General features: G+C 47.5%; 17 protein-coding genes. 14 read left to right on the plus strand and 3 right to left on the minus strand.

Annotated elements, in window-relative coordinates; genetic code table 11:
- The first annotated feature begins 62 nt into the window (after positions 1-62).
- From IYN85_RS26290 to IYN85_RS00590, 8 genes are all read left to right on the plus strand, one after another.
- Complete coding sequence (locus IYN85_RS26290; RefSeq protein WP_196156915.1) at positions 63-668, plus strand: Wadjet anti-phage system protein JetD domain-containing protein; 606 nt, start codon at positions 63-65, stop codon at positions 666-668.
- A 373-nt stretch (positions 669-1,041) separates the two neighbouring features.
- Positions 1,042-1,380, plus strand: a complete 339-nt coding sequence (locus IYN85_RS00560; RefSeq protein WP_196156916.1) for a hypothetical protein — start codon at positions 1,042-1,044, stop codon at positions 1,378-1,380.
- Between the two features lie 121 nt (positions 1,381-1,501).
- The gene (locus tag IYN85_RS00565) at positions 1,502-1,990 is read left to right on the plus strand and encodes a JAB domain-containing protein (protein WP_196156917.1); all 489 of its coding nucleotides are present in this window, start codon (positions 1,502-1,504) and stop codon (positions 1,988-1,990) included.
- Positions 1,991-2,138: 148 nt separating this feature from the next.
- Complete coding sequence (locus IYN85_RS00570; RefSeq protein WP_196156918.1) at positions 2,139-4,421, plus strand: hypothetical protein; 2,283 nt, start codon at positions 2,139-2,141, stop codon at positions 4,419-4,421.
- Positions 4,422-4,441: 20 nt separating this feature from the next.
- Positions 4,442-5,173 carry an AHH domain-containing protein gene (locus IYN85_RS00575; RefSeq protein WP_196156919.1) on the plus strand — a complete coding sequence of 244 codons (732 nt, stop codon included), beginning with the start codon at positions 4,442-4,444 and terminating at the stop codon, positions 5,171-5,173.
- Positions 5,170-5,796 carry an imm11 family protein gene (locus tag IYN85_RS00580; protein WP_196156920.1) on the plus strand — a complete coding sequence of 209 codons (627 nt, stop codon included), beginning with the start codon at positions 5,170-5,172 and terminating at the stop codon, positions 5,794-5,796. Before IYN85_RS00575 ends, IYN85_RS00580 begins: the two co-directional genes overlap by 4 nt.
- 20 nt (positions 5,797-5,816) lie before the next feature.
- Positions 5,817-6,437, plus strand: coding sequence for an imm11 family protein (locus IYN85_RS00585; protein WP_196156921.1), 621 nt, complete (start codon positions 5,817-5,819; stop codon positions 6,435-6,437).
- Positions 6,438-8,044: 1,607 nt separating this feature from the next.
- Complete coding sequence (locus IYN85_RS00590; protein WP_196156922.1) at positions 8,045-10,048, plus strand: pre-peptidase C-terminal domain-containing protein; 2,004 nt, start codon at positions 8,045-8,047, stop codon at positions 10,046-10,048.
- 263 nt (positions 10,049-10,311) lie between these two features.
- Here the strand turns inward: IYN85_RS00590 and IYN85_RS00595 are convergent, their stop codons facing one another.
- A complete protein-coding gene (locus IYN85_RS00595) occupies positions 10,312-10,614 on the minus strand; it encodes a hypothetical protein (RefSeq protein WP_196156923.1) in 303 nt (100 codons plus the stop codon).
- 321 nt (positions 10,615-10,935) lie between these two features.
- Between IYN85_RS00595 and IYN85_RS00600 the strand changes: the two genes are divergently transcribed.
- Together IYN85_RS00600 and IYN85_RS00605 are read left to right on the plus strand one after the other, a co-directional pair.
- Complete coding sequence (locus IYN85_RS00600; protein ID WP_196156924.1) at positions 10,936-11,436, plus strand: TlpA disulfide reductase family protein; 501 nt, start codon at positions 10,936-10,938, stop codon at positions 11,434-11,436.
- Positions 11,437-11,919: 483 nt separating this feature from the next.
- On the plus strand, positions 11,920-13,347 hold the full coding sequence (locus tag IYN85_RS00605; RefSeq protein ID WP_196156925.1) for a hypothetical protein: 1,428 nt from the start codon (positions 11,920-11,922) through the stop codon (positions 13,345-13,347).
- Positions 13,348-13,508: 161 nt separating this feature from the next.
- Here the strand turns inward: IYN85_RS00605 and IYN85_RS00610 are convergent, their stop codons facing one another.
- Both IYN85_RS00610 and IYN85_RS00615 read right to left on the minus strand, forming a co-directional pair.
- Entirely contained in the window at positions 13,509-14,243 is a 735-nt protein-coding gene (locus IYN85_RS00610) for a 4'-phosphopantetheinyl transferase (protein ID WP_196156926.1), read from the minus strand.
- 33 nt (positions 14,244-14,276) lie between these two features.
- A complete protein-coding gene (locus IYN85_RS00615) occupies positions 14,277-14,588 on the minus strand; it encodes a helix-turn-helix transcriptional regulator (protein WP_196156927.1) in 312 nt (103 codons plus the stop codon).
- Positions 14,589-14,700: 112 nt separating this feature from the next.
- Between IYN85_RS00615 and IYN85_RS00620 the strand changes: the two genes are divergently transcribed.
- The 4 genes from IYN85_RS00620 to IYN85_RS00635 all read left to right on the plus strand — a co-directional run bounded on the left by IYN85_RS00620 (position 14,701) and on the right by IYN85_RS00635 (position 19,403).
- Positions 14,701-15,615, plus strand: coding sequence for a permease (locus IYN85_RS00620; protein ID WP_196156928.1), 915 nt, complete (start codon positions 14,701-14,703; stop codon positions 15,613-15,615).
- A complete protein-coding gene (locus tag IYN85_RS00625) occupies positions 15,612-16,922 on the plus strand; it encodes a hypothetical protein (RefSeq protein ID WP_196156929.1) in 1,311 nt (436 codons plus the stop codon). Before IYN85_RS00620 ends, IYN85_RS00625 begins: the two co-directional genes overlap by 4 nt.
- A 422-nt stretch (positions 16,923-17,344) precedes the next feature.
- Positions 17,345-18,163 (plus strand): hypothetical protein, encoded by an 819-nt coding sequence (locus IYN85_RS00630; protein ID WP_196156930.1) that lies wholly within the window; start codon positions 17,345-17,347, stop codon positions 18,161-18,163.
- 91 nt (positions 18,164-18,254) lie between these two features.
- Complete coding sequence (locus IYN85_RS00635) at positions 18,255-19,403, plus strand: RICIN domain-containing protein (RefSeq protein ID WP_230390398.1); 1,149 nt, start codon at positions 18,255-18,257, stop codon at positions 19,401-19,403.
- The last annotated feature ends 66 nt before the right edge of the window (positions 19,404-19,469 follow it).

The raw sequence follows: 19,469 nt of genomic DNA on the forward strand, positions 1-19,469 counted from the left end.
GATTAGCTAGACACCTTTCAGTTAGATAAACTAGCAGAAAGAGAGGCGTGTATGAGTTTGATGTGATTGCAAAATTCTGCAGCTACACCCGTTTAGAAGAGCGAGCAGACCAACAATGGCTTTCGTATAACGCCGAACACCAATTATCTTTCGCGAGCTTTCGCTGGCAAAAGTGGGGCGCTACACCGGCCGAAGCCGTGCAGAACATCGAACGTGCCCGTGCCCTGTTGTGCGAAAGTGTCATGTCGCAACATCAATTGTCAGCGCGTTTGCTGTTAAATGCCAAACGGCTGGACGAAAAAGACATCGAACATTTATTACAAACCTTCCCAGGCTTGGAAAACAACATTCGGTTGCGCAAAGTAATGCTGAATTTTCACAGCGAGGCATTACCGCAGGTGTGTTTAATCGTCGAGAATATGGATACCTACCACTACCTGCAGTTTCATGCGCCAAACCATTGGATGTTGGTGTGCGGCTTAGGGCAACGGGTCACAAAGCAATCGGTACTGGATGCGAATATTGTTGATCTGCACGCCAGCGCGCAAACGCCCGACCATGTGCGCCAAGCGTGTAAGTCATTCTGGTTGAACCCAAACAGTAAATGCTTTTATTGGGGAGACTTAGACTCCAATGGGAAACAGATTTTTCAAACCCTGAAAAAGTAAATTCCAGGTTTGGAAAAGTGGCAGCCTGCTTACCAAGCAATGCTTGCGAGGCGGCCAAATGAACAGGCCGATGTACATCAAGAAGCGGTGTTGATGAAAGACATGGCATCACCCTGGGTTTTTTCTTTTTTAAATTAGGCTGGTGTACCTGCTACATAGTTAAATTTTTTAGACGTTCATCACAAGAATGTCACGCCACACAAAAAATAAATTGTGTTCAACAACTGCCCAGTGTTTTATACAGGTTGGTTTTTCAGGAAAGTTCAGGAGGCAAATAACGCAAAGAAAGAAAGTAGCGTAAAACTAAGCGCTACCCAAGAGTGTGCAACCACTCAAGGGCAGCTAACCACAACCGATAACGTGAGTATCAATTATGGCTAAGCACGATTCTAAGCTAGAGCACCGCTCGTTCCAAGAAAATTTCCTCTCACAAGAGAAACTAAGCGCACAAAATAGCGACCTTCAACCCTCTGTTGAAGCGAAAACCCCTTGTGACCCCGTAGTAAAGCAGTCAATTGCCAGCCGGCACCGAAACCCACAGATAGAAACCGACCCCGCGTATTTACGCGCTCTGCACTGGTGGCGTTTTCGTATAGCCCTGGCGTTGTACACCGGAGCTTTTCCAAATTCGATGCGGCTAAAGCCGTGTTCCGTGACATTCGTGAGTTATCAGCAACTGTTAAAGCAGTACCGAAGTAACAACAGCCGCTGAATACACGCAGTAAAAAACACAGAACACATTGCTTAGCCGCACATCTTGCCTGCGCACGCAGGCAAGGTTTCTGATGCTTAAAAACAGAAACAAAACGAACTAACGAAAAGCGAGACACACCATGTACAAAAAAATCATAAATCCAGACGACGAACTGCTGTTCACCCACGCCCATCAACGTGAACTGGAAAAACCAAACCCCGTGATTTTAGACAAACCCGAACGCGCCGAGCTGTACATTGCCAACACCTTTTTCCATTTAAAGCACGAAGCCATTCACGCACTCATGCTCAGCACCCGCAGCGTATTATTAGAAAGCCGACCGATTCTCACCGGGAAATTCTCCTTGAAAGAACTCACCACGAATTTGCTAATCAGTCACGTCATACAAGCCAGCGCCACAAGGCTCATCATCATCCACCACAACCCCAAAGGAAACTTGTCGATCAAAGACAAACACTTGTTGGAAGCTACAAGAATAAAAGACCGCTTGCTGGAATACTCGATCTGGTTGGATGACTTTTTTCTCATCACCAAGGCAGATACCGGTAGCAGTAGCGGCTACAACCGAATGAACAGCACATCGCTGGCCCGTTTAGGGTTGGTGTAGTGGTACGCGCTACTTTTTCACTCGCGTAAGCGGGCAAACAAATGAGAACCGGGTCGCAGTTCCACAGGCTGTTGGTGTTTCACCTGTGCCCACTTTTGTATGATGCTGCTCGCATACGCACACAAACACCATTTACAAAGGAGTTGTAATGGAACCTCAAAGCCTTGCGGCCGAATTCGACCGCGCGCCGAAGGAGCTGCCCCTGGCAGACAAGCTCCGGCAACAACCACTCACCAACTCGCAAAAAAACAAATTACCCAGCATCATCCAAAAAGCCGTGGGCACTCGTGCCTGGTGTCTCGTGCCGAAAGAACATTGGGAGCTGTTCCGGTACGACGAGTCCGCGCTGCGTTTTGAGCAGACTCGCAGCGGTGTAGCCAAAGTAAAACGGTTTGGCGCTGGAACCAGCCAACGTTGGTTGTTGGTCAGTGCTAAAATCGCTCAATCAAGCGCATCTGCGGGGCCGGTTGCAGCAGCAGTGGCCAGTACCAGCTCTGCACTGAGCCCAGAGCAATGGCAAGCCGCGACGGAAGTGTTTTCTACCCGTAGCGATGGCGCGAACGAACCCTCGGTCTGTTTTAACGCACCGGCAAATAATGCACATATCACCGTGGCGGCGGACCCAACCGCATGGCGCGCACCCATAAGCTACCACCAACGCCGGGTTATCCTAAACTCTGGCGAAAGTGCTACCACGGTTGCGCAAAAGCATTACGGTAAGCCCGACCCAGCTCTGGTGTACAAATTAAACCCACAGTATTCATCAGCGAACCCACCCAAAGCGGGAGATGCTATTGCCATACGCGACGGCGCCGCCATCGAATTTGCCATATCAAGCCGCAACACCAGCAAAGTAAAGGTGACGGTGAGCGGGGCCGTGTCGAAAACACTTACGCTGAATCCAGCGTCAGCCGGGCAAGAGTTCACCGAAACCCGGGCCAGTGTCCCTGCCGTGGCCGGTGAGTACCGGTTGGTTGCCGAAGCCGAAGGCGTAACCCATACCCGGGTATTTACCGTCGAGGTTGAACCCACCCCAACCGATTGGCTGAAACTCACCGCACACTACGAAGACCCATGGCAAACCCCGTTACCCTTAACGCAGGTGTCCGTTATGGTGAACGGCGTGGTACATGAAGCGCAGCAGGCGTTGAATGCGGGCATGGGGCAAACCGAACCGGCCCGCTCTATCGATGATGCCCGCCGTACCCAAAACGACCCTGGCGCCCTAGTGCTGGACGATATTCCCGTGGGGGATATTGCCATTGTCATTGAGGCCGATGCTGCACTGGAGCAAAGCATCGTTAACGAAACCGACAGCCTGATCCGCGCACTGGATGGCGCATACCGCCGTTTAGTGAGCGATATGAGCGAATTCCAAACCCGGTGGGACACCTACGGCTACGCCGCCATTGCACTCGACGGTGGCAGCGGCCTGTTAACCGGCGGGTCTGGCTGGGTGAAAGATCAGGCGGAACTGTTTGAAGCCGAAACCTGGCAGGCGCTGGGCAGCACATTGAGCGATGCAGCGGGTAAAACCATTGATGTCACCGCCGGTTACGCCAGCGACGTGTTCGACCGCATAAAAACCACAAGCCAAGCCTTGGGCGATGCCATAGACGATGCCGACCTCGGCAACTGGCAATGGTGGCAAACGCAAGCCGAAGACGCCATAAACGCGGCCAGGGCCGAAGCCGCCGACATTGCCAGCCAGATGCAAACCGGCGTAACCGAAGCATTGGAAACCGTCGACAAAAGCCGTGAAACCCTGAATAAACTGATGACACACAAAGAGGCCATATTCGCACTGCCTGAACAGTTGGCGCGCGGCAACATCAGCGAGGTGGAACACTTTGTCGACACGGTATTGATGGACATAGACCCAGACCTTGCCCAAAGCATTCAGCAAAACCCAGACTTCTACATAGTACTGGCGTTGATTGAAAACAACGACGCCGCCTTAACCTATATGGCTTATGCCTCGTTAATATTTGAAGCCGTGCCACCGAACTTTTACGCCTATACCGGCGGCAAAGGTGGCGCCTACATTGCCATCGAAGTACTGTTGCTGATTCTCATGTCGTTCCTCACCTTAGGCACCGGCACTGCCGCGCGGCTTACCGCGTTGGCCGCCAAGCTGGCGGCACGCAGCGCTAATGTTGCCAACGCCTCGCAAAAACTGAAGAAAGCTCAGCAAGCACTTAACAGTTTTGTCGGCGCGCTGGAAGAAATCGCCGACTGTGGCGAAAAACTGAAAAGCATTGGCAAAAAATTAGTACTCAACCGGAATAAAGGGACTCTGATCAAAGGCAAAAGTGGCTCCACACTCGCCGCCAAACGGGAAACCACAAAAAGAGACGTGCGCTGCCGCTATTGCCACAGCGACCAACACAGCACACCGAAAAAACTCAAAGGCAATGTAGAAGTGGAATAAAGACAAAGAGAGCGACGAAAGTGACAAAAAGCAGCATTTATATTGAAGGCATGGTCAATGGGCATCCTTATGTCATTGGCGATGACGAAGGGCATGTGCCCGTACCGAAAGGTAAGACAAAACGTGATTGGCGGTTTCGTAAATCTCTATTGGAGGCAGTGGCCGATGACCCAAACCACCCGATTTTCAACGGCATTATAATGGCCGCGCACCACCTTATTTCCGTGGAAGGTATGGCTAAATCCGGTTTGGGTAGCTTGGTTGAAGACCGTGGTTACAACATTAACCTGGTTGAAAACCTCATCTTTCTGCCCTATGAACTGGAAGGCGCGTGCCATTTAGGGGTGCAATTGCATCGGGGGGATCACAAGAAAAAGGATATACACGGTCGGAATTATCATGAAACTGTGGAAGATGCATTGAAAAAGAAAAAACTGGATATTAAAAAGTGTGATTCCTCGCCAAAAGAAACACTGAACACACTGACCCGAACGTTGAATGGGATTTCAGCAATGATGGTTAAGAAAATAGCTAAAAATCAGGTTTGTTTATCAGACATCGCAGAGACGTTTGAACTGGATAACCCTAAAGGTTGCGGTAACGCCAAAACCGTGGGTCAGCATCGGTTGTCGGACCACCATTGTCATTTAAACCGGGACCATCAGTTTAAACCGGGTAGGGTAGTCATGAACGCGAAAAACCTACCCATCACCCTTTCTAAGCAACACTACAAACTCAAGGCAGGCCAATGAGCAAGTACGATTACGAATACTATATTCCTTTTGCTCCCAATACCGAGGAAAAGTTATTTTTAGGCTTAAATCAAAAATCACATGACCGGGACTATCACTTTTCGAAGCTGAACCTTGCAGAAGGCCCCATGGTTTACATTAATAATTATAAAGAGGAAGACGTTGAGGCAGGCACTCGTACTCCAATACCCGATGTCTTTCTTCGTTTAGGTGTGATGGTTATCCCAAAACCGTTCATGGAGTTTTTGCGCTATTTTGACATCCCCGGTTTGCAATTGTTCCCGGCGGTGTATATCGACGATGACGACATCTGGCACGAAGATCTCTGGCTGGTGAACTTTTATGAAGGCTTGGATTGCATCGATGTAAAAAATAGTGAAATTGACTATGACCCAGATGTATGGTCAATGGGTGATGATTACATAGTAGATAAGCCGTCGTTGTCTGAAGCGGTGCTCTCCGAAATACCGGAGGATCAACGGCTTATGTTTAAAATCGCCAAAGTGGACAACCCACATTTGTATTGCCACCAACGCGTGGTCGATTTTGTTCGGGAAATTGGCTATACAGGTATCGACTTCATTAAGGTCGCCGACTTTGAAGAAGGAATGCAACGACAGTAATATTGCAGACAGGCAGGCCAATGAGCAAATACGATCACGAATACTACATTCCTTTTTCACCCAATACCGAGGAGAAATTGTTTTTAGGCTTAACTCAAAAATCTCATGATAGATATTATCACTTTTCTAAACTGAACCTTGCAGAAGGCCCCATGGTTTACATTAATAATTATAAAGAGGAAGACGTTGAGGCAGGCACTCGTACTCCAATACCCGATGTCTTTCTTCGTTTAGGTGTGATGGTTATCCCAAAACCGTTCATGGAGTTTTTGCGCTATTTTGACATCCCCGGTTTGCAGTTGTTCCCGGCGGTGTACATCGACGATGACGACAACTGGCACGAAGACCTCTGGTTGGTGAACTTCTACGAAGGTTTGGATTGTATCGACCTGGAAAACAGCACCGTGAAATATACGCTGTGGGAAGAAGGGGACGACTATCGCGTGAAAAAACCATCGTTGTCTGAAGCGGTGCTCTCCGAAATACCGGAAGATCAACGACTCATGTTTAAAATCGCCAAAGTGGATAATCCTCACTTGTATTGCCACCAAAGAATCGTCGATTTCGTACGAGAAATTGGCTATACGGGTATTGACTTCATTAAGGTCGCCGACTTTAAAGAGGGGATGCAACGACAGTAATGTTGCAGACAGGCAGGCCAATGAGTAAATACGATCACGAATACTACATCCCCTTTGCCCCCAATACGGAAGATAAATTGTTTTTGGATACGCATCAGAAATCCGTTTTTAGGGATAGACATATTCATCGACTGACCTTTTCATTCAGCCTAAGGCCATTTTTAAACGATTCTCGTGTAGAGGATTCAAACAGGGCAATGGAACGCCATTGCAGGGTATTCATGAACTGCTTGGGTTAATGTTAGCTCCAAAATCCTTTAGGGAGTTCTGAACTACGTTAATAGGCTCAGTCTGCAGTTGTTAATAGGCTCTGTAGGAAATGGCGTCGCGAGAAAGCCTGTATCACCAAGGGAGAGTTCAGTTGATGGGTTATCCTATTAATAGCTACTAAGGCTTACCTTTAGCATTCTCGAAGAAAAACACTTTAGCTTTTCGTGTTTCTTGATTGCCAAATTGAGTAGGGCATTATACTTGGCGCAAGCATAATATGGTTCTCAATGTTGGTTGATGTGATTGCGAGACAGGTTGCTGGCACCGTAATTTTGTCTTTATATAATTTATGACAATTCTTTTGTTGAAAGCTTCCAGGCGAAAACAAAGAAGAAAAGATTAAAGAATTCACTTGAGAAATGGAGAGTTTTATCGCATCGTAGGTTTTACTGCCTTACCTTTAGATTTGAGCAAAGGTAGCTGCTGTCTCCTATTGAGCTGTCGTAAAGGTTGTAGCTTGCTTCTTCGGTATTCCTTCATTTTGTGATCTGAGTCTTAGCCACTATTTGCGTTTTACGAGACGGGTGGTCAGTTCAATAAAAGTTCCCTGTCGTCTGTCCGCTTCAAAATGAATTTGTCTATAGGTTTAGGGCACCTCTAAAAGTCCGTCGATCTCTGCGCGTGTGCTAACAACGTGCAATACGAGGCAAACACTGAAGGGAATGACGGGCCCTTTCAAAGTGTTTAACGAAGTTTTGTGCGTTGCTAGCCCGCGCCCTACGGGAACTTAAGAACGAACTTATGGCTTTGTTGAAAATTCTTAACTTAGTCTGCTAGGTTTTCAAATTTTCGCCTAGCCCTAACCTCGTTCTTAAGCCGAGAGTATGATGGACTTTCTAGAGGTCCCCTTAATGGTGATTCTCGATATAAGCGCTGTTTATAGGCTGTTGTCGCATAGTCTTATTTCGAGAGTTTTATTGGAACTGGATGCTTCTTTTGTGGCTTGAATTATCTCTGAGTAACTTCTACCGACCTCAACAGATACAAACATTTGAAACTTAAATTCGTTTACCGAGTCTTTCATTTCCCTGGCTGACTACTGTTAATTGTTTTGGTTAGAGATCGCGATGCTCTGCAGGACAATCCTCACTCCGACTTTCATTTTGCAGATCAACTCTTGCCATTTGACAATGTGTTTTTTGTTGAATGCTGGCGTGAGGTTTCTACCTAAATCTGATGGTTTCTTCAGAGGGTGCTTAAGGGGTTTTAAAAACATGAATGAATGGTTAAGAAATGTGAATTACATCCGGAATACTCTGGGCGATGTCCGTACACTCTCCATCCCTCGAATGTTGTTCGAGTTTGCCAATTCTACTAAAAGCCAATGAAGGATCACCATGCGTAATGTACCACTAGCCTCTGCCTATTTGCTTGCGGGAAGTGTTTTGTTTTCCTGTAATCTTGAACAATCTCTAAATCACGGAGACGAGTCTTCTTCTCAGGAAGACACCAATGAACTGATAGGCGACTCTGCTGGTCAGTTAATGGAAGTAAAGAAATTCGGAAACAATGAACTGATTTACGGATATGACGAGATGTTGAATTTCGACATCGAAGTCTATCTCTCCAAAAATGCTCCTCATCTGTTACCTTATGCTGATGTCATTTCTCACCATGCAGGCTATTCCTCTATTAGCCCGAAAGTGTTAATTGCGTTAATTGAGCAACAATCGAAACTGATTAGCCGTGTCAGTCCGACCAGAGAAGAGTTGCAGAAGCCGTTTGGCGATCTCTCTGATCAGAATACGTTCTCCGCGCAACTAGAGCAGGTAAGTCAGCTACTTTCGGATTCGTTCTATATGGATCAATCGACATTGGTTGCCTCTGATGATAGTTCTTCAGCGAATAACAGCGCGGATTCGGCGCTAAGAAAGCTGTTAGGTAGTCAGGCGTCGAGGTCAACTCAAACATCAGACGTTGAAGATCTAGCAACTGGGTTGGTCGAAATATATTACGATTTATTTGTCCAAGAGCAAAACGTAGAGCGGGCTGCCATGCCGTCAGTTAGGCAGCAAAGCCTCTTATCGACAAGTGTTGATGCAACCAACTATTTTCAACTGCCATTTCCCATAGATGATTATTGGCGTTCTGGTGGTAGCCATTCATATACAGGTAGTGGAGCCTATCCTCAATCCTCCCTTGACTTTAGCAACGGAGGCGCCTGGGGTCAGGATCTCACTCATTTATTGGTATCTTCCGTTGCACCTGGCATAGCTAAAGTTCATTCCTCATGTAATTTGGAGATTATTCACGAAGGTGGATGGTCGACAATGTACTACCATCTTTCAAACATCCGAGTTGAGAATAACAGCTATGTTGACCGAAATGATGCCGTCGCGAACTATGCAAGTGACAAACAACAGGCTCTTTGCAACGGTGGCCATTCAACGGGACCGCATGTCCATTTCTCACTTAAAAAAGATGGTCAATACTATCATCTAAATGATGTTGTTCTTTCGGGCTATAAGGTCCATACAGGTAGGGATAGCTATGATAGTGATTGTAACTACTTCTGGTTTGAAACTGACAGCCAACGTTACTGTGCATGGAGCCTCATGCATAATCCCGGTGTGATAGACAATGGCCCGACAGATCCAACAGATCCAACAGATCCAACAGATCCAACAGATCCAACAGATCCAACAGATCCAACAGATCCAACAGATCCAACAGATCCAACAGATCCAACAGATCCAACAGATCCAACAGATCCAACAGATCCGATCATTTGGCCTATGGAGAACGAACAGGTCCGTACAGGTATCAGTGGGCCTGAAGGAGCAAAGTACTACTATAAAATTGATATTCCTGAAGGTATTGCGGCGCTCTATATTGAGTCATCTAACGGGTATGGCAATGCAGATTTGTATGTGGAGTACGGACAATTGCCAACGAGGGAAAAGTTCCGTTGTGAGTCTGCAGCGGTTGGTACTCGTGAACAGTGTCGAGTTGACAACCCTAACCAGGGTGAATGGTTCATTATGCTGAGTGGGCAGACTGCGTTTGAAGGATTGGATTTAAAAACACGATTTGAAAAGTTAGGTGGCGAATATTCCAAATCTAACTTGTCGCTAAGTTCAGGTGGCTGGCTATATTACTGGATCGATGTACCGGAAGGCATGAGCACACTCGATATCGAAATCACAGCGAATTCCGGAGATGCGGATTTGTATGTTTCCAAAACAGGTTACCCCAATAGGTACACTTTTGATTGCCGCCCATACGCGATGAGCAGTAATGAGAGCTGCCATTACCAGAACCCTGAGAGCCAAAGGTGGTACATTGGAATTCAAGCATATAGAAGCTTCAATGGGCTGAATATGAAAGCAAGTTGGAAGTAAACCCCTCAGTATAAATACCGGATAGCGTTATTAAGTCCGCTTTGTGACGCAGAAGTAGCCTCGCCCGTTTGACCAATACATCAAAGGCGAGGCTACATTGTCGTACTAGTTTGTAGGCACTGTTTGGCGTCAAGGGTCCAAATACCCCGCACGTGTCTAATCTATTCAAGATCCTGCGATAGCAGGAATGCCATGTGGTCGAGAAAAGCGTTTCAGCGGTAGTTTCCCATTAAATGTCCAAGTGAAACCCCGGAACTGACGGTTCAGGAATGAATTTTGTCAGAGAATTTCTTTTTCAACGAGTTTATGGAATGTGTCAGATGATCCCATGTTGTTTCAAAACCCGCTTTTACGTCGTTCCATCGATTGTCGGCAGAGTTGACGAGCTCGTCCAACGTCAGTTTAACTTTATCGCGTTGCTGCTTTAAGGCAGAAATCTTTTGGTGATAGTCATCGTTGGCTTTTAAATCCGCCCTTTTAGCCTTAATCTCAAGGGCTTCAATGTCATTATTGAACTGTTCAAGCTTCAATTTCATTTCATCCACATAATGTTGACGTTCACTCATGATATGTCTCCTTCCTGTTAGGGCAGAATCACCGCAGAACAGCCTAATCGTGACGATGGATTAACATCAGTATGAGGAGGTTTTAATCTGCGGTCTGTGCGCTTGCCAACACAGGCGGAATCATTGTGCAAAAAATTGTCGTTGGAATTGTGGTGTAAGCTGGAGGTTGTTCACTAAGCAGGCAGTATTGTGGGATGAGTTGTAATGTGGCCCGAGCCGGAGCGACATCAATATTCAGTTAATTTTGAGGTTTTAAACATAGATCTGGACGGAACTTATGAGTAAGGTTGCGTCTGTACATTCGTGAGTGTTGGTCGGGTTATGAAGAACGTCGTCAGTCTCTTGCTTGGTTTGATCCTAACCAGTGCGGTCGGTGCTCAATCACTGTCCGAAATTCCTGTTGGCGGTCAGCTGACCGATATCTACATGCGAGGGCTCACGACAAGCCCGGGAATGTTTTCGAACTTTCAGGGGAAACCGCTTATTATTAATGTTTGGGCGAGTTATTGTTCTCCCTGTCTTAAAGAAATGGCCTCGCTGGAAAACCTGTATCAGCATTTTAAGGGAAACGTTCAGATGATCGGTATTTCCATTGATGATTACCCTGAGCGCGCCTTTGGCTTTCTTAACAAAACTGACACCAGCTTTCAGCATTACATTGATTACCAATTAGAGTTAGAAACGATGCTCGGCGCGAATACAATACCGCTGACGGTTTTCGTGGATAAGAACGGGATTATTTTACGTAAGGTTCGCGGGGCGCAAGAATGGGATTCTGTCGAACAGGTCCATTCAGTGAAGACGTTGTTCGCTGCGCATTGAGCCGCACAACTCATATCGCGAATAGTCGTTATTCATTGAACAAATGAATCTCTGATCTCTCATTGGTTGATGACAGTCTTTTAAACACGGGTTTCGACTCGCACTGTCGCCTCTATCTACCTTTCAGTCGTTGATTTCGTCACTAAAAGTATTAAATGGTTTCTTATAATCGCTTTTGATCAGCGATTCTTAACCTCTATTCACAAAGCGACCCCGTTGCTTCCGAAATCGTTTTCAACACCTTATAGTCATTGAACAGGAGGTCGCTAACAGCTCATGCGACTGACTTGAATGCGAAAAACAAAAACAATTAACGCTGTTACCGATCAACTATTGCGGCATCCCATTTTGTTGAGAGTTATCAACTGGCGCTGTGATCACTGTTGTTAAACACGGAACAAACCTTTATTCGATTTGCCTCGGCATGTCGCTATGGTTTCTGTTGTCTCGGAAAAACGGCAAGCACATTTCTGGAGATTTATTTTGAAAAAGCAACTCAGCCTTGTCATTGCACTTGCGACGGCCAACATGGCCTTGGCCAATGATGCCTTTGATCAGTTCTTAGCCGATACCACAGTGAACGTTAAAGCTCGTTCGGCACTCATTAAGCTTGATGCAAACGACGTTGCATACGATGCCTCAGGTTATGATGCCGCGACCGCGACTACGGTATTATTCGGAACGGGCGCTAACGCTGCTTTAGGGTCAACCGGAACCGGTTTGGATGCATTGGCAGGTGCCGATCCGGCGACCGTACAAGCCGCATTGGCTGATCCCACCACTCTGGCTGGTATGAATCAATTCTTAACGGCGGCGGTTGGCCCAACTGTTGTCAATGGTGCCAATTCTGAGGGGACTTTAAATCAGGCCGGTTCTGCCTTGTGGTTGCAGATCGAGTCCGGGTATTTGTACGACGTGATCGGTTTCGATCTGGGTTTGCAGGGGGCCGTTCAGCATTTTAAGGACGATGATTCTTCTATGTTAATCATCGCCGACAAAGATGACGAAACCTATTCCCGTATTGCGACTGCGCGCATAAAGGCAAAATACAACATTGGTGACGTGGAATTGAAAGCCAATTACGGTCGTTACAGTGAAGCGGACGAAACGGATTACCTGATGGACTCCACTGACATGGGTTACGGTGCCAGTGCGCAGTTTAAAGACTTTACGTTAACATACGAAGCCGTTACAGCATCTGCCGGGAATACAGAAAGTGAACTGGTGGAATACGATACTCCGAGTGAATCCATTGAACTGAAGTACCAGTCAGACTTCGGAAAAGCGACCGCGGAACGCAGTTATGTGAAGGATGTAGAACATACCGATTCCTACAGCGCTGTTTCCGGCCTCCCAATGGCCATGTTGGGTTTACCGATATCCGATGAACACAAAATGGATTACCTGTTGATCGCGCAAGTCGATTACGCAACAAGAAAACTGGACGCCGATAGCGATTTTAACGCCGCCCAATACGAAATCATGCTTGCTGCAAAGCTCGACGGATTGACGCTGGCCGCATCGTATAACAAAGCCAATGAAGATGGTGGTGCGGACGTCGCTAATCTGATTGACAACGCGTTGATCAATGACTTTGATCGTGTGGGTCAGTCAACAATTTCGTATGTCGTGCAGTTTGATGGCGAGATGGTCGGCCTGAATGGCTTGTCCGTCAGTGCGGCACACTTTGTGAGTTCTGTGAATAAAGATGACGTTCTGGCGACGGGTGATTTACCGTACTTCCTTGCAGGTGATGCCGAATTCACAGAAACACTCGTGGACGCGAAGTACACTTTTAGCGATGAAAGCTTTCTGAAAGGTTTGTCATTGCGCACCGTGTTTGGCCGTGATACGAACGAAGCGAACATTACCGGCTACGGTGTCTTTGTGGATTACAACGTATCGTTCTGATTCCACGTTAAGTGAAAAATACTCAGGCTGCGTTTGCGGCCTTTTTTGTTTTAAGTACTGCCCTAATGCTCAAATAATTTTTTGGTTTATCCACGATATTCGATGGGTAGGCTACTTCAAAATGAATCGGCTGACTGAGGCGTCGATATAAAAATAAGTTTTTAAAGGATTAACGTCGTGATCGAGTTGTCGTAAATGACGTACTGTATGTTGATCAGATCTGGTAAGCCGTGTCTCTTGGAGAAACTACCCAGCAACTCAAACGTCAGCGTTTGTGCTTGCCGGTCTCCAGAAATGAAACGCGCACATTCAAAACCGAAGTATTCGCCTACCTGCGGGTAGAGTGCTTTGAATATACTTTCTTTGCCCGAAAACAATAGGGTGCTGCTTTGTGTGTTTGAAAAGCCTAACGCGCGAAGCTTGTAAAATTCCTCTTCACTAAAAATCTGCGCTCCAATCTGCGTAACCGTTTCTGCACTGTGTTCGTGTTCGGTGTCGATACCGATAACGTCGACTTGCGCATCGTTTGTGACTAAGCACATTGCCCGGTGCTTTGTGTGCGTGATAGAGCCTTTGATCTGATCCGGCCACAACGGTTGTCGGTGTTCGCCGGTTCCGATGGTCACCGTGTCGAATGTTCTGGGTTCCAACTGTTGCAAGGCCAGTTTGGCCGATAAACGACCGGCCAGAAATTCGGCTTGGCGTTTTGGAACGGCCCGATTCATCTGGATCGGAAAGTCGATGCTGAAGTAATGGAACAGGTCCGTGCTGAAATGTTCGAGCGAGAAATTAACCGCGACTAGAACACAGTTTCTTCGAGTGTGCCTATTGAGGCTCAAGTCGAGCAAAAATGGGTGTGAAAGTGTGATGGGTTGGCGGTGGAAGCCTGGAAACATCAGAAATTCACCTTGAACGAATACGCCTGATTTTCAGCAGTCATCACAGGGCACTGCATTGTCATTCACGCAACACTCATCCATCAGGTAGTTCACCACCTCGTTGAGGGCTTCGTAGTTTGTAAAACAAAATAGCGTACGACTTTCCCGTTCTTGGCGTATCAAGCCGACTTTCATCATGCGGGCTATGTGGTGTGATAATGTCGAGCCGGGAATGTCCAGGGCGGTCTGAATATCGCCGACCGGAGTGCCAGTGCGGCCCGCTTTAACCAGATGTTTCAGGATCTGTAACCGTGTTGGATGGCCCAGTTCGGAAATGCGCGCGGCCATGTCTTCAATTGTCATAAGGTGTCTGCCGGTAGGGGGTACGTAATTCTATATTTCTAGAAATGTTTTGACAATTCGATAATTATCGAAATAATATATTTCTATAAAACTGGAAATGTGGAAATTAGCTATGAATATGTCTTTGTCTCAACCAGCGTATGACGCTATTGAATTTTTTGTGTTTACCTTTACGGAACTTGCCATTCTTTTTGTTCTTGTCAGTGCACTTATAGGCGTGTTGCAGTACAAATTCCCCAGAGCGCGGGTGAAAGCCGTATTGGCGGGGCAGCGTGGGTATGCCGCGGCCGTGTTGTTAGGGGCGGTGACGCCCTTTTGCAGTTGTTCGTCCATTCCGATGACGGCGGGCTTGTTACAGTCCAGAGCGCCATTTGGGCCGGTGATGGCCTTTCTGTTTACGTCACCATTGTTGAACCCGTTTATCGTTGTGTTGATGATCACCGTATTGGGGCTTCCGGTCTTCCTGCTCTATACCAGTTTTGTTCTGACTGCGGCGATTTGCAGCGGCCTGTTGCTTGAAAAACTTGGTTTTGAGCGGTTTGTCCGCGCAGATCTGTATCAAATGTCACACAACGGCATTGTCCACGAGTACGACAATCAGGGTTTACCCTGGAAGCAGGTGAGCGTTCATGCGGTTAAGCAGTTTTGGGCATTTGCCCCATACATGATGTTGGGTGTCGGTATTGGTGCGGTTGTTCACGGTTTTGTTCCGGAATCCTTTTTCGCTGGGTTGACGAATCCTGAAGCGTGGTGGCTTGTGCCCGTAGCAGGCTTGTTTGGCGTGCTGCTGTATGTACGTGCTTCAACCATGATTCCCATAGCAGCGTCGCTGGTCGCTAAAGGTATGAGTCTGGGGTCGGTCATGTCGTTGGCGATAGGCGGTGCGGGTGCCAGTCTTCCTGAGATGATTTTGATGAAACGTATGTTTCATGCCCCGTTGTTGATCGCCTTTATAACTTTGGTTTTTCTGACCGCGAGTATGACTGGATACGCTGTGAACCTACTGAAATGGAGCGGGCTGCTATGACCGCCAATCATTCAAACATGGCGCAGTTGCCAGAGCAGAATCTTTCACCAATGCCAGACCTCGGTTTGGTGACGGCTAACGGTTTCGAACCGGTATGGACAAGCAATACACCTTACGAAGTGAGCGCGTTGCAATGGCGAGTGGCTAATATCACTGCGCGCGCATTAGCAACATTGTTTGCGGCCGTCAGTCGCGACTCCGACGTGTTGCGACGGGTGTTGCAAAACCGTGCTCCGTCTTCGTTGGCTTCACAACTGTTGGCTCGGCTGCCGGAATATCCGAGGCTGGAAAATGAAGTATTGATCATGCGTCACGACTTGATGTTGGATCATCACTCGAATTGGCGCCTGATTGAAACCAACAGTATTGCTGCTGGCATGGGGCCGTTCAGTGAGCGTCTTGCGTCGAGTCTTTCGACGGAGTTTCACCATAACTTCGTACCCAATGACGCATCGTTTCTGCAAGCGGAAGCGCTTTATCGGGCTGCCTGTGAACGGGCTGAGAACAGTTCTCCGGCTATCGTGTTCGTGGTGGCGGAACAAGAAGACAACGTGATCGATCAACACCTGCTTGCTGCGGCGGTTCGTGAACAGGGCGCCCGCGTATTCTTCCGGACATTTGCTCAGTTACAGCGCGAGCGTATGGATACATCTCAATTATGGTTACGCGATATTGGGTTGATTGATCTACTGTATTTTCGGACCGGCTACAATCTGGACGATTACCGAGACGAGTCAGGTCAAGTTGAGCGGTGGTTGGATTTGCGCGCTGAGCTAGATACTTTGGATGTCCGCGTGTGCCCTGGAATCTCCGGTCAGTTGGCCAGTCACAAAGGTGTGCAGCGCTATCTATCTTCCTTGTCCGCTAACGAAATGACGGTGCAGTTCGGTTTGTCGGATCAGCAGGCTATTTTTGCGCGGCTGGCACTGTCAACGGCGTATCAGGACGTGGACCCTGCTACCTTAGCTGAGGATCTGAATTCAGGTCATTGGCTATTAAAAAGCTCAGGCGAAGGTGGTGGTAATGTGTTCGATTCATTGCCGACGCCTGCGCAGTTTTCGTTGTTGAGCGACCCACTCTTGATGCAACGTATTCGGCCACGCCTGCGTGCCGAACCGGTCACGCTGCTTCGCGGAAAAGAGCAACGCACAATAGGTGATGCGGTGTCAGAACTGGGGGTGTTTACGGTGGGTGCTAATCACTCTTACGGAGGCTATCTGTTGCGGACAAAATCAGCGTCAGCTTTAGAGTGTGGCGTGCATAAAGGTTTTGGTGCGATTGACACTGTCGTTGTCACGCAGCGATAGAACATTCTTATAATGTTGATATTGGATTTATTTTATAAGGCCAATATTGGTTCGTTTTTTTTCGAAAATTGAAATTATTCAGCTTCCTAATGGCGTATCTGTTTAGAAAAAAAGAGATGGAAGTTCAGGTGACTTTAAAAAAGGTCGCTATTTCGTTGCATAGGTATTAAGAATAAATACCTATGCGATTTTTTATTTTTGCGCAACGCAAAAATCAGCAAAGGGCGTGTAAGCGTTTTCATTTTTTGTGCATTGCTTCAAATATTTCACCCTATTTATCTGTATGCTCCTCAGGAAAAAAATATTTGTGACGGACACGTTAGTTTTCATGGCAATGCTGTTGCCGGGTGAATTGGTAACGGAAGTGACCAGAGTGATCGACGTTGTCCAACCTTAATAATAAAAACTTGTTGGAGCTATTCATGCCGTCTGCTGGGAAAACTATATCGATAACGGTTGTCATTTTTTTACTGTCTGTGTCTTTGGTGTTGTATTTGGCCAGTCACAAAAAAGACATTTTTTTACCGGTGGTTGTCGATGAAGCGGTTACTGTTTCTGAGCTAAATCGGGTTGACGTTTTACCTCTTTCTGTGGCGATTCAACCACAGAAAACTGTTTCGAGTGTGGAGGCAGGAACGCCAGTGGCCGAGCAAAAAGAAGAAACCATCGACGAGGTTTTACAGTTGGAGGATCGCAATGAAAATTACCCGACCGTGGGTGACCGGGTATCCACGGTCGTTGCGCGTCGTCACGGTCAAGTTTACGACGCTGTAAAAATTTGGCAGGCCAGTCAGTCGGATACGGCCTGGAAAGCGGTCCATTCAATTCCAGACGGTTTAAATCTTTCGGTTGAGCAGCAACTTGATGGTCGCGAGTTTATTCAGATCGATCCGTTAAAAATTGAATCGCTTGTGCAAGGTGATCGGTTTGAAATCGCGATTGCGCAAGCCAATCAAACCTATCTTGCGACTGTCGAAGAAGTTCGAAGTGAAGACGATGGCCGTAGTGTGACCTGGAGTGGAACATTACAAGGAATTGATCCACCCAATACCTTCAGCATTACCCGTGGTAATCGCCTTATTGTGGCTGGTATCGCTACGCCACAGGCGCTTTATAGTTTGCAGGCAGATGGGGAATACGGTTGGATCGTTGACAGTGCCACTCTGTTTGTTGGTGGTGATGAACCCATTGAAGTCACGCCGGACATGAACTTGCCCCACGCAGAACATACAGATTCTTAGGAATAATACTTGTTGTCCGTCTTTTGGTCTTGGCAACCAAAGACGAGTCATTTTGTTGCCAGTGATTCTTAAATATAAAAAAGGACAAAAAATGAAGAGTACACAGTTCCAAAAAATAGCGAGGCGGTTAACGATGATCGGCGCGCTGGGTGTGTCGATGATCAGTGGCGCCGGTGCAGTCACGGTTGATTTGCTGGTGACTTATGATGAGCCGAGCCGGCAACATTTTAACGGTGAGGTGGACGCGGCTATGCGCAATTGGGTGTCGCAGATGAACGACATTTACCGCACCAGTCAGGTCGACATTCAAATGCGGTTGGCCGGTACCATGTATATCAATATACCGGGCAATGGCTTTGGAGAAATCCTGCCTAACCTGCGGGTGAATGGCACCGTAGCGCAAAAAAGAAGTGAGGTTGGTGCAGACTTTGTCACACATTTAACGCCAGGAAACTGCGGTCTAGGGTATGTGGCTGTTGATAAAAACTGGGCCTTCAATGTGGTGGGACCAGACTGTGGCGCACAGGTTGTCGCGCACGAACTTGGTCACAACATGGGGCTGAACCATTCTCGTCGCCAGGGGAATACGGGGGGCACTCGCTGGGGTTATGCTTTAGGGCATGGTGTTGACAGTGTGTTCGCATCAACCATGGCCTACCCGCAAGCATTTGGGACGACCTGGGCACCCACATTTTCGAACCCTCGCACAAACTGTCGCGGTGTACCATGCGGTGTGCCTGCGGGACAGACCCAGGAAGCGGACGCAACGTTAGCATTAAATAATGTGAGACAAGAAATTTCGGATTTCTTCCCAGAAGCGCAGCGTGAGGTGACCTATAAGCTGAAAGCCTTGCACAGTAACCGTTGCCTGGACGTGGGCGGTTGGTCTTCCGCGAACGGTGCCGCTGTTATCCAGTGGGATTGTCACGGAGGTGCAAATCAACGCTGGCGTATTCTAGATGCGGGTGCCGGTTATTGGTCTCTGCAGAACGTGCACAGCGGAAAGTGTTTGGATATCCGCGGTGTGTCTTACGAGCAAGGTGCGATTGCGCAGCAATGGGATTGTGCCGGCAGCGACAACCAGAAAGTATGGCCTAACAATCTGTTCGCGAACGTGTATCAATTTGGCTTTAAGCACAGTGGCATCTGTTTGGATGTGCAAAACGGCAGTAACGGCAGTAAGGTGTATCAGTGGGGATGTCACGGTAACGACAACCAACGTTTTTATCTTGAACCGTAAGCCGCTTGTAGGCACTCAACGCATCAATCTGAATGCCTTTGTTTCATCGATCAGTTGAGGTCAATA

This window comes from Reinekea sp. G2M2-21, assembly GCF_015687175.1.
GTDB lineage: Bacteria > Pseudomonadota > Gammaproteobacteria > Pseudomonadales > Natronospirillaceae > Reinekea.

Excerpts from the sequence above, each read along its gene's own strand:
- IYN85_RS00610 (WP_196156926.1), bottom strand. The coding sequence starts at position 14,243 with ATGTTTCCAGGCTTCCACCGCCAACCCATCACACTTTCACACCCATTT.
- IYN85_RS00620 (WP_196156928.1), top strand. The coding sequence starts at position 14,701 with ATGAATATGTCTTTGTCTCAACCAGCGTATGACGCTATTGAATTTTTT.
- IYN85_RS00615 (WP_196156927.1), bottom strand. The coding sequence starts at position 14,588 with ATGACAATTGAAGACATGGCCGCGCGCATTTCCGAACTGGGCCATCCA.
- IYN85_RS00635 (WP_230390398.1), top strand. The coding sequence starts at position 18,255 with ATGAAGAGTACACAGTTCCAAAAAATAGCGAGGCGGTTAACGATGATC.
- IYN85_RS00630 (WP_196156930.1), top strand. The coding sequence starts at position 17,345 with ATGCCGTCTGCTGGGAAAACTATATCGATAACGGTTGTCATTTTTTTA.
- IYN85_RS00585 (WP_196156921.1), top strand. The coding sequence starts at position 5,817 with ATGAGCAAATACGATCACGAATACTACATTCCTTTTTCACCCAATACC.
- IYN85_RS00595 (WP_196156923.1), bottom strand. The coding sequence starts at position 10,614 with ATGAGTGAACGTCAACATTATGTGGATGAAATGAAATTGAAGCTTGAA.
- IYN85_RS00560 (WP_196156916.1), top strand. The coding sequence starts at position 1,042 with ATGGCTAAGCACGATTCTAAGCTAGAGCACCGCTCGTTCCAAGAAAAT.
- IYN85_RS00590 (WP_196156922.1), top strand. The coding sequence starts at position 8,045 with ATGCGTAATGTACCACTAGCCTCTGCCTATTTGCTTGCGGGAAGTGTT.
- IYN85_RS00625 (WP_196156929.1), top strand. The coding sequence starts at position 15,612 with ATGACCGCCAATCATTCAAACATGGCGCAGTTGCCAGAGCAGAATCTT.
- IYN85_RS00580 (WP_196156920.1), top strand. The coding sequence starts at position 5,170 with ATGAGCAAGTACGATTACGAATACTATATTCCTTTTGCTCCCAATACC.
- IYN85_RS00570 (WP_196156918.1), top strand. The coding sequence starts at position 2,139 with ATGGAACCTCAAAGCCTTGCGGCCGAATTCGACCGCGCGCCGAAGGAG.
- IYN85_RS00600 (WP_196156924.1), top strand. The coding sequence starts at position 10,936 with ATGAAGAACGTCGTCAGTCTCTTGCTTGGTTTGATCCTAACCAGTGCG.
- IYN85_RS00565 (WP_196156917.1), top strand. The coding sequence starts at position 1,502 with ATGTACAAAAAAATCATAAATCCAGACGACGAACTGCTGTTCACCCAC.